This window comes from Bacillus sp. JJ1532, assembly GCF_036965085.1.
GTDB lineage: Bacteria > Bacillota > Bacilli > Bacillales > Cytobacillaceae > Cytobacillus.
In genome coordinates this window covers 119,631-130,609 of the sequence record NZ_JBALOW010000003.1, presented here as the reverse complement: position 1 = coordinate 130,609, position 10,979 = coordinate 119,631, and the positions used below count along the sequence as shown (strand labels likewise).

The window sequence follows — 10,979 nt, the reverse complement described above, 5'->3', positions numbered from 1 at the left end:
TTTCATGCGGCAATGGCTCCCAAAATGTCCTTGCAGCTGAGCTGGACGGACTTTTCATATGGCGGAGGCTCTCCAAATGTCCTTGCAGCAGACCTGTACGGACTTTTCATGCGGCAAAGACTCTCAAAATGTCCTTGCAGCTGAGCTGGACGGACTTTTCAATTGGCAAGGGCTCCCAAAATGTCCTTGCAGCTGAGCTGGACGGACTTTTCATGCGGCAAAGGTCCTCAAAAAACAGAAAAGCCACCGTTCATCAAAAACGGTGACCTTCATTATATTATCTAGCTACAAGCCGCAATGCCATTTGCAGCTGCATGTCATTCTCTTCTTTTTTCATTTCGGCAATAACCGCCTGTTCGAGTGCGGAGGCTGTCTTTTTATCGATGGCTCCGGTAGGTTTCAGATCGTGCTGCTGTTGGAAAGCACGTACAGCCGTTTCCGTAGATTCACTGAAATATCCATCGCTTCGACCTGGCCCATAGCCTAAGCCCTCGAGCATTTCCTGTGCGTTTTTCACTTGCTCATTGTTCATATCTTTCTCAAGAGTTTTATTAATTTGGAGCGGATGTGTATAAAAAATCTTAGGCTGCTTTACCTCCAATGTCGGCTTGATCCCTTCATTATGAATCCAATTTCCATCAGGCGTCAGCCATTTATATAAAGTTAATTTAATATTGCTGCCATCCCCCATCGGTACCGGCTGCTGAACTGTCCCTTTGCCAAATGTATTCTCCCCGATGAGCGCATATCCTTCCGCCTCTTTTAGGGCACCCGCCAGAATTTCAGAAGCTGACGCACTGCCTTTATCAATTAGAACGGCGATCGAGTATTCCTTTTTCTCCTTTAAGCTCGAGTAATATCTTTTCTTTTCACCTTCGCGTTTTTCTATTTGGATATAAGGCTTTCCATCTGTGACGAGCTCTTTCAAAATTTTCTCTACCGATATTAATAGCCCACCAGGATTCCCTCGCACATCGATCACTAAGCCTTCCATGCCTTTTTCCTCTAATGACTTAAGGCTTTCTTCAAACTCCGAAGCTGTATCGTTTGAAAAGGATGTTATTTCGATATAACCGATTTTCTTCCCATTTTGCCTTTTCATTTCTGGAAACACCGTAATTTGAGGGATTTCGTCACGCTTCACCTCAACAATAAGCGACTCCTTTAATCCATTGCGCGCGATTTCCAGCTTCACCTTCGTGCCTTTTTTTCCGCGGATTTTGGAGGTTGCCTGGAAAAGATCCATCCCCTTTAAGCTTTCTCCATCCACCTTCAATATCTGATCACGGGGCTTTAATCCCGCTTTTTCGGCAGGAGATTCTTTAAAAGGGGAAATAATAATAATCTTTCCTTCCTCCATGCCTACTTCTGCACCAATTCCTTGAAAGGAGGATTCAAGAGTCTCATTGAATTGTTTGACCGTTTCCTTGTCCATATAGATGGAATACGGATCTGAAAGGGTCGCAAGCATGCCTTGAATGGCTCCTTCTACTAGCTGCTGCTCTCCAACCTTTTCAACATAGCTATTAAGAATAAGACTATACGCCTGCTCTACTTTTGTTAAATCACCTTTTCCAGTTGCCGATGGGAAATTTCCCTCTTCCATTTCGGAAGATTTATTTTCTAATCGTTCCAGCACGGTACCTTGGCTTAAGACTTTCATGCCCGCATATGTACCGCCCGCCCCTGTCAGAAGTGAACCTGTCATCAATAACGCCATCCATTTTCTATTCATCCCATCTTCCTTTCTATTCGCTACACACTAAGGGTGATTAGTTCCGCTTTTGGGAAGGCGAATGCTTTCGCTTTTTATAAACATTTTTTCAAAAATATTGACGCCTTTTTGAATAATTGGGAGGCCTTAATAATTCAATATATGACCAAAATGGACGGGTTATGAGAGTTTTATGAGAGATAGGGTTTATGAGATCTTATTTTTGCGGACTACATAGAAAACTTAGAACACGATTTCAATACAACGCAAAAAGGAAGAAGCCAGTGGCCCCTTCCTCCGTAAATTCCTATACTTTTAAAAACTTTCTAACAGACATCATACTGCCCCAAATTCCAATCAATGCGCCCATGAGGAGCAGCAAACCGGAAATTTGGTAGACAAATGGGTTAAAAGCGAGAATCTCTATAAAATTCCCTTTAAGCTTCGGTGCAAGGAAATCATATAGATAATAGTACGAGACCGTAACGAGAATGATTGGCATAATGGCCCCAATGATACCGAGCCATAAGCCCTCCAAGAAGAATGGCCATCTGATAAAGGCATTGGTAGCCCCTACTAATCTCATAATCTCAATTTCTCTTCTTCTAGCAACAATGGTGATTTTGATCGTATTCGAGATCAGGAACATGGCCGTAAACAATAATCCCACAATAAGAACGATCCCAACGTTACGGCTGGATTTGATGAATGAGAAGAGCTTTTCAATCTTCCCTTGGCCATAATTAACCTTTGCCGCGTATTCCATTTTTTCAATCTTTTTCGCGACCATCATCGTGTCAGCAGGTTTCTTTGTTTTGACAACAAAGACATCATTTAACGGGTTGTCCTGTTCAAACAGCTTGTAGGCTTCCCCTTCTTCTCCGAAGCTTTCAATCAGATTATCAAGCTCCTTATCTTTCGGAGAATAAACAACGGATTTCACCTCTGAAATTTTTTCAATCTTTTCCCCTAATATCTTCTGATCCTGTTCATTGGCAGCAACATCGACATGGACGCGGATTTCAACTTGCTCCTCTAAATCGGTTGCCACTTTATTCAAATTCATCATAATAACGAAGAAAACACCGACCAAAATAAGCGTTACCGTTACAGCACTGGCAGAGGCAAAAGTCATCCAGCCATTTCTCGCAAGACTCTTCAAGCTCTCTCTTAGGTGACGGCGTAATGTTCTAGCTTTCATAGCCATAATCACCTCTCTGCTGGTCACGAACGATCTTTCCGCCCTCAATGGCGATTACACGGTGCTTAATCGTATTTACGATTTCTTTATTATGTGTTGCCATCACGACAGTCGTACCCCTTGTGTTAATTTCGTCAAAGATGTTCATAATTTCCCATGATGTGTCAGGGTCAAGGTTTCCCGTTGGCTCATCGGCGATTACAACCTTAGGGGAATTGACGATGGAACGCGCAATTGACACACGCTGCTGCTCCCCTCCAGACAATTCAGTTGGCAGCATACGGGCTTTATGCTTTAAACTCACAAGCTCCAGCGTTTCCATAACCTGTTTCTTAATATATTTAGGCTGTTCCTCTGTCACTTCTAACGCAAAAGCGACATTTTCATAAACGGATAAAGTTGGCAGCAGTTTAAAGTCCTGGAATACAACGCCAATATTACGGCGAAGGAGAGGAACTTTATTCGCTTTTAACTTCCCAAGGTTTACGCCATTTATTGTAATCGTTCCGCTCGTAGGCTTCTCTTCTCTGTACATCATTTTGATAAAGGTTGATTTCCCTGCTCCGCTTGGACCTACGACATACACAAACTCTCCCGGCTTAATATGAACATCAATCCCATTTGCAGCAACTACCCCATTTGGGTACTTTTTATATACATCTTGCATTTCTATCATTTACATCACCTAATATTTTCTTAAAGTTTCGATTGAGTGGCCGCTCACTTTATTAGGGCCTTAGTCAAACAATATTCGTTAAAATTCGACAGCAAAAAAACGTAAACAAGACACCTCAGCTATTTATACTTTTCCATTATAACATCATAGGTTGTCTAATTACCTTGAAAAATTATTACATTTTCTTTTCACGGTGAAATAAGTGGATTTAGAGGGAAATAAAAAATCGCAAGCACCTTCGGACAATCAAAGTACAATTGTTCCTGCAATGAATATTCGCAGAAGCTTTCCTTGTGTTCACCCCCGACAAGCACAAAATGAGCCTCATGGAAAGACTCCTTTTGACTTTTGTGGTAAATGAATAGGTCTTGCTTTGCCCTTTGGAGATTATTTTTGATTTTTGGAGTAAGTGAACAGGCTGGGCTTTGCCCAAAGGAAGAAACCAAGACACCCAAGAGATTTAGGCGAAGGATGGACACTCGAGGATTATGAATTTGAATTTATTTAAAGCACATATTAATGTGCTTTATTACATTAGGACGATAATGCGCAACAACACGAACGCCAAATGAAAAGTAAGTATTATGTCTAATATTGTCGATAAGCCTTCAATTTTCTTACTTGAATCCGATACTAGAAGCAAAAGGAAAAGGTAAGGGAATGATGATATGCAAATTCAAGAACTAATATCTAAAATTAATATCAGTGTGGAAGAACTGGATTTAGTTACTGCAAGAAAGTATATTGAAGAGAATATCGACTCATTAAATGGAAATAAAAACCTTTTAAAAAGTAATGCAAGGACTTTACTAGATTTTTTCACAAACAGTTCAATTACAAAGTCTCTTAGCAGACAGGACATGGCAACAATACATTCAATTAATACTTATGCAACTAGGTTTGATTTAAGGGGATTAAAATTATTTATAAAGGATAAAGCGGAACTGCTATTAAGAAATGACGTAGTCCAATATTTAAATTCTGATGCCAAGATACTTTTAGAGGGAATGGGCGCTATTGAAAAGAAAGGCCAACAGTGAAATATGGCGACAGTTTAAAATAAAGATAAACAACTTTGCCCTAAAGAGATTATTTTTTTAAACTCTACTTTTCAGAAGTAGCTTACTTTAAACTCAAGAAAAGTAATGCTTTCTTATAAAAAAAACGCTCTGTCTTTAAAAACAGAGCGTTTTTCTCGTTTTATTTACTTTTTAGCAGCTAACCAATCTGCAACTTGTGTTGCTTCATCGCCTTTAAGAAGACCTGCTGGCATTGCACCTTGTCCATTCGCAATGATATTTTCAATATCTTCTTTGGATAGGCTAGCCCCAACATTAGAAAGTTTTGGACCAACAGTACCTTCAAGGTTGGCACCATGGCAGCTTGAGCATTTTTGATCATACAGCTTTTGAGCATCTCCATCTCCAGCTGTTGTTGTTTCACCGCCGTTTGTGGTGCCTGTTGTACCTGTATCCTCTTTTTCAGTAGCATTGTCGCCACCGCCGCCACAAGCAGCAAGAACTAGGGATGTACCCATTAATAATGCAAGAAGCTTCTTTTTCACCATTATATCCCCCTCTGGTAAAATTACATACTACAGCTATATTATACCAATATCTTATACCCTTTTGAAACCCTCCCCAAGGACCTCAGAGGCATCCGAAACCACGACAAACGCAGCAGGATCAATGGTTTTGACCAATTGTTTCAACTTTGTGAATTCTGTCTGATCGACGACACACATTAGAATCGGGCGTTCATTTTCGGTATAACCGCCATATGCTGTTAGTTTTGTCACACCCCTGTCTATTTTATTCAGAATTCCTTCACGAACTTCATTTTCTTTTTCCGTAATAATCAACGTCATCTTTGAATGTTTCATTCCAATTTGAACAATATCAATTGTCTTACTCGTCACATAGAGAGCCAGCAATGCGTAAAGCCCTCTCTCAATATCAAACACAATCGCAGCAGTCAGTACAATTAAGCCGTCAATAATCGCAACACATGTCCCAAGTGTCAGGCCCGTGTATTTATTAATAATCTGTGCAGCCAAATCGGTTCCGCCAGTTGATGCTTTCCCTCTAAAAACGATCCCCAGCCCAAGTCCCACTCCGATCCCTCCGAATAGGGAGGCTAATAACGGATCATTTGTCCATGGCTCAAACCCCTTTGTCAAAAAAACGACAAACGGCAGAAAAACGGTACCTGCCAGCGTTTTCACCCCAAACTTCCTTCCGAGAAATACTATTCCGGCAATAAAGAGCGGTATATTAAATGCCCATTGCACATACGCCGGCTCCCAGCCCACAACCGCGGCCAAAATCGTACTAATCCCGCTCACCCCGCCAGATGCCACTTGATTCGGCAGCAGAAACACATTGAACGTAATTGCTATGATTGCAGCACCGATGAGTATGGATAGATATTCCTGCATGGTTTCCCATATTATGTTCTGTGAAAAATCGCGTCTTGCTTTTCTCATAGGAAAACTCCTTTTAAGTAAAAATCAGATATTGCAGCTAATGCCGTCAGTGAGTATAGCATGAGGTTATGTATGTGTAAATGCCATCAGACTGCTGTTTTAACGCGGTAAAATGACCTAGGAATTTTTCCTATATAGTAGGTTGCGGAGTATTGGCTAAAACTATGAATGAGTAAAAGGCTAAAGGCTTTTTCAGCCTGATTCTGTGGTATAATCACGAAAAGGAGGTGAACAAAGATGGAGAAAATTCTTTATGAAATTTTAGATCAGCTGAAAGATCATTCTAAGAGATTTGATAAAATTGATCGAAGATTCGATGCGGTTGATGAAAGATTGGATACTATTGATCATAGACTTTTCAAGCTTGAGGAGACGGTTCAGAATAATGCTACAGAGTTTAGAAGCCATTTCAAGCATATCCATTCAAAATTAGATCAGCATGAAGATGCCATTCGAATTCTTTCTAGCAATTAAAAGATAACTCCGCTGATACTAAACTTCTTGGTCAGAAAAAATACACATTAATGAAATCGAAGGATAAGAATCCACTTCAAGTAATTGCCTCCCAATCATCAAAGGCAAACGCCAAAATTCCAAATAGAACAAAAAAGCCTTTGCTGATAGTAAAATCGAGCAAAGGCTTTTATCTATTAACTTAATTTTGACCTGAGGAAGGCATCAATAAATGAATCCAGCTCTCCGTCCATGACGGCCTGCACATTCCCAGATTCTGTGTTTGTCCGATGATCTTTTACCATTGAGTATGGATGGAATACGTAAGAACGAATTTGGCTTCCCCAGCCAATTTCTTTTTGCTCTCCGCGAATATCGGCCATTTGCTGTTCCTGCTCTTCGATTTTCTTCTGATAGAGCTTGGCTTTAAGCATCTTCATGGCATGTTCACGGTTTTTAATTTGGGAACGCTCCGTTTGACACGTCACAACCACTCCTGTTGGAATATGCGTGATCCTTACTGCAGAGTCCGTTGTATTAACGTGCTGCCCGCCGGCACCGCTTGAACGGTAAGTGTCAATCTTCAAATCCTCTGTCCGAATGTCGATATCAATCTCATCATTAAATTCCGGCATAACCTCACATGAAACAAAGGAGGTATGACGACGGCCTGAGGAATCAAATGGAGAAATTCGGACTAAACGGTGCACCCCTTTTTCCGCCTTTAAATAGCCGTATGCATTGTGGCCTTTAATACCCAAGGTTACACTTTTGATCCCAGCCTCGTCTCCTGGCAAGTAGTCAAGTGTCTCAACCTTAAAGCCTTTCTTTTCTGCCCATCTCGTATACATGCGCAGCAGCATGGAGCCCCAATCCTGTGATTCCGTTCCGCCCGCACCTGGATGCAGCTCAAGAATGACATTATTTTTATCATATGGCTCGCTAAGAAGAAGCTGCAGCTCAAACTCGTTGAAGCGTTTGGACATTTCCTTTAACTCCGCCTCAAGCTCTTGCCGAAGCTCCTGGTCATCCTCTTCTTTAACGAGCTCATAGGTTAACTCCAAATTATCATACGTTTCGTTCAAATCATACAGCTCATGCACTTGATCCTTCAATCCATTAAGCTCCCCAATTACCACCTGAGCTTGCTGCTGGTCATCCCAGAAACCAGGCTGAAGCATCGTATCATCAAGCTCCGCAATTCGTGCCTCTTTGTTTTCTAAGTCAAAGAGACCCCCTAAAGTCCGCCAAACGCTTAGCTGCTTTTTCTAACTCATGTCGAATATCTGCTAATTCCAATTTCGTCACCTCATATAATGAATTGTTATTTTTACTCAGGAATATTATCAAACATATGGCTAAATCAACAACAATCACTAATTTAGCCTTATTTAAAAAAACATGATATTTATTATACTGTTTCCAATTAAAAATTTCACATCTAATTTATAGAAATTGCCCTTTTAGGGCTAAAAAAACCGCAAGAAGGCCGGCAAAGCTGTTCTGAACGGCTCGCCGGCCCTTATTAGTTCTTCTGTGAGCAGTTATGCATTAACCCCACAGCAGTTTTTATACTTTTTGCCGCTTCCGCAAATACATGGATCATTTCGGCCCACGCTGATTTGCTTGACCACTGGCTTTTTCTTCACCTTTTCGCCATCTTCTTTAGGGTTTACAGCCTGACCCTTTGCTACCTCTTGACGCTCAAGGTTATTGCGAATTTCAGCTTTCATGATATATTTCGCTACATCCTCTTCGATCGCCGAGATCATGTGCTCGAACATCGCGAAGCCTTCATGCTGGTATTCTCTTAATGGATCAATTTGACCGTACGCACGAAGGTGAATTCCTTGGCGAAGCTGATCCATCGCATCAATATGATCAATCCATTTCGAATCTACTGCACGGAGAACGATAACCTTTTCAAATTCACGCATTTGTTCAGGCTGAAGAATGTCTTCTTTTTCATCGTAGCGTTCTTTTACTTTTGCAAAAATCGCATCAACGATTTCATCAGATTCCTTGCCGCGAAGGTCATTAACCGTGATATCTCCTTCATGCAGAAGGTTTCCATTCACATAATCGACCAGACCTTGGTAGTTCCATTCTTCATCATCGCCAGTATTAGGAGCGAATCCTTCCACATTACGCTCTAGGGAAGTCATAATCATTTTCTCAACGATCTCACGAAGATTTTCTGATTCCAACACTTCATTACGCTGTGTATAAAGAATTTCACGCTGCTGGCGAAGGACATCATCATAGGATAAAAGCTGTTTACGAGCATCAAAGTTATTTCCTTCCACTCGCTTCTGCGCAGATTCAACAGCTTTAGAAACCATTTTACTTTGAATCGGCTGAGAATCGTCCATACCAAGACGCTCCATCATCGACTTCATATTGTCAGAACCGAAGCGGCGCATTAGCTCATCTTCCATTGAAAGGTAAAATTGCGTAACCCCAGGGTCTCCCTGACGGCCAGAACGTCCGCGAAGCTGGTTATCAATCCGTCGGCTTTCATGGCGTTCCGTTCCGATAACAGCTAATCCGCCCAATTCCTTAACGCCTTCACCCAGCTTGATATCCGTACCACGTCCTGCCATGTTTGTCGCAATCGTTACAGAACCCTGTTCACCGGCATTGGCAATAATTTCAGCCTCACGTCCATGGTTTTTCGCATTCAATACATTATGGCGAATGCCCTTTTTCGTTAAATATTTTGAAATGACTTCAGATGTTTCAATCGCAACTGTACCGACAAGAACAGGCTGTCCTTTTTTGTAGCGCTCAGCAATATCCTCCACAACCGCACGGAATTTTCCATCGATCGATGAATAAATAAGATCGGCACGATCATCACGGGCAATCGTACGGTTCGTTGGAATCACGACAACATTCATATTGTAAATATTGCGGAATTCCTCTTCCTCTGTCTTTGCTGTACCCGTCATCCCCGCAAGCTTTTCATACATACGGAAGTAGTTCTGGAAGGTAATCGTTGCAAGTGTCATGCTTTCATTTTGAATTTCCAGACCTTCTTTTGCCTCGATGGCCTGGTGAAGCCCGTCACTATAGCGGCGCCCCTTCATTAAACGGCCGGTAAATTGGTCAACAATGACAATTTCGCCTTCTTGAACGACATAATCCACATCAAGATGCATGCTTGAATGAGCTTTTAATGCCTGCGTTATATGATGATTTAGGGTTACATGACTAATATCAAACAGGTTTTCAATACCAAAAGCACGCTCAGCCTTCGTCATCCCTTCTTCTGTCAGCTGAACTCCTTTTGTTTTTTCATCAAACGTATAATCCTCGTCTATTTTGAGCGTACGTACGAAAGCGTTCGCCTGAATATAGAGGGCTGCTGACTTTTGAGCAGTACCCGAAATAATTAACGGCGTACGGGCTTCATCAATTAAAATCGAGTCAACCTCATCAATGACCGCATAATAAAGCGGGCGCTGAACCTTTTGCTCTTTGTAAAGAACCATGTTGTCACGAAGATAATCGAAGCCGAGCTCGTTATTTGTGCTATACGTAATATCCGCAGCGTACGCAGCCTGCTTCTCTTCCTTTGTCAGGCCATTTAAATTCAACCCGACAGTGAGCCCAAGAAATTCATACAGTTGGCCCATTTCGTTCGCATCACGGCTCGCCAAATATTCGTTCACCGTTACAACATGAACCCCTTTGCCTGATAGAGCATTTAAATACACGGGCATCGTAGCGGTTAAGGTTTTCCCTTCCCCTGTCTTCATCTCGGAAATATTTCCATCATGCAGGGAAGCTCCCCCCATGATTTGAACAGGGTACGGATATAAACCAAGAACACGGCGAGAGCCTTCTCTCACAACCGCAAAAGCTTCTACTAGCAAATCATCCAATGACTCGCCTTTTTGGTAGCGCGCTTTAAATTCTTCCGTTTTCCCGCGGAGCTCATCATCTGAAAGCTTTTCCATATCTGCCGCATAGGTCTCTACTTGATCAGCTATTTTGGTTAGGCGTTTTAATTCGCGTTTATTTTGATCGAATACTTTATTTAAAATTCCAAGCATTAAAAACGCTCCTTTATATTGGATATGGGAGGAAATGTGAAAGCCTTATTTTACAATCTGCTTAAATCTCAGCTTAGCTTAAAAAAGATTCGCTGCTAACCGGCTGAATCCTCCCATGAAATCGCATATTTACACCTATTAATATTAACACTTTCACTAGGGAGTGACAACTTATGGGGGTTAGGAGGGGTACGGAGGGAATTTTGGCGGAAAACTGTTTATAGTTTGTTCTTACCATATTTTTAGCTAATTTCGAAGTTTATTGTCTATATTTTATTATACGAATTGGAATTCCTTTTTTAAATGAACTGAAATTTGTATATATTTTTATTGGTAAAATTGCGGAGTTTTGATATATCCGCTACTTTCAGTGATATATCCGCCACTTTTAT

General features: G+C 41.4%; 9 protein-coding genes. 2 read left to right on the top strand and 7 right to left on the bottom strand.

Going from position 1 to position 10,979, the window contains the following annotated elements; translation table 11 throughout:
• Nucleotides 1-277: 277 nt before the first annotated feature.
• The 3 genes from V7122_RS01995 to ftsE form a co-directional block, all read right to left on the bottom strand.
• Nucleotides 278-1,735 carry a S41 family peptidase gene (locus tag V7122_RS01995; RefSeq protein WP_335346004.1) on the bottom strand — a complete coding sequence of 486 codons (1,458 nt, stop codon included), beginning with the start codon at nt 1,733-1,735 and terminating at the stop codon, nt 278-280.
• Between the two features lie 286 nt (nt 1,736-2,021).
• Nucleotides 2,022-2,915, bottom strand: coding sequence for a permease-like cell division protein FtsX (gene ftsX, locus V7122_RS01990; RefSeq protein WP_335346005.1), 894 nt, complete (start codon nt 2,913-2,915; stop codon nt 2,022-2,024).
• Nucleotides 2,905-3,591, bottom strand: a complete 687-nt coding sequence (ftsE, locus tag V7122_RS01985; RefSeq protein ID WP_335525660.1) for a cell division ATP-binding protein FtsE — start codon at nt 3,589-3,591, stop codon at nt 2,905-2,907. The genes ftsX and ftsE overlap by 11 nt, the downstream gene beginning before the upstream one ends.
• A 668-nt stretch (nt 3,592-4,259) precedes the next feature.
• On the opposite strand from ftsE, the gene V7122_RS01980 reads away from it, so the two are divergent.
• Nucleotides 4,260-4,631 carry a hypothetical protein gene (locus V7122_RS01980; RefSeq protein ID WP_335346007.1) on the top strand — a complete coding sequence of 124 codons (372 nt, stop codon included), beginning with the start codon at nt 4,260-4,262 and terminating at the stop codon, nt 4,629-4,631.
• 164 nt (nt 4,632-4,795) lie between these two features.
• Here the strand turns inward: V7122_RS01980 and cccB are convergent, their stop codons facing one another.
• Together cccB and V7122_RS01970 are read right to left on the bottom strand one after the other, a co-directional pair.
• Nucleotides 4,796-5,155, bottom strand: a complete 360-nt coding sequence (gene cccB / locus V7122_RS01975) for a cytochrome c551 (RefSeq protein ID WP_335346013.1) — start codon at nt 5,153-5,155, stop codon at nt 4,796-4,798.
• A gap of 54 nt (nt 5,156-5,209) precedes the next feature.
• Nucleotides 5,210-6,076 carry a YitT family protein gene (locus V7122_RS01970; RefSeq protein ID WP_335525659.1) on the bottom strand — a complete coding sequence of 289 codons (867 nt, stop codon included), beginning with the start codon at nt 6,074-6,076 and terminating at the stop codon, nt 5,210-5,212.
• 237 nt (nt 6,077-6,313) lie between these two features.
• On the opposite strand from V7122_RS01970, the gene V7122_RS01965 reads away from it, so the two are divergent.
• Nucleotides 6,314-6,550 (top strand): hypothetical protein, encoded by a 237-nt coding sequence (locus tag V7122_RS01965; RefSeq protein WP_335525658.1) that lies wholly within the window; start codon nt 6,314-6,316, stop codon nt 6,548-6,550.
• Nucleotides 6,551-6,726: 176 nt separating this feature from the next.
• Here V7122_RS01965 and prfB read toward each other — a convergent pair.
• A protein-coding gene (gene prfB / locus V7122_RS01960) for a peptide chain release factor 2 (protein ID WP_335525657.1) occupies nt 6,727-7,828 on the bottom strand; the annotation gives its coding sequence in 2 pieces (ribosomal slippage) (nt 6,727-7,755 and nt 7,757-7,828; 1,101 coding nt in all).
• A gap of 245 nt (nt 7,829-8,073) precedes the next feature.
• Entirely contained in the window at nt 8,074-10,587 is a 2,514-nt protein-coding gene (gene secA / locus V7122_RS01955; RefSeq protein ID WP_335525656.1) for a preprotein translocase subunit SecA, read from the bottom strand.
• Between the last annotated feature and the right edge of the window lie 392 nt (nt 10,588-10,979).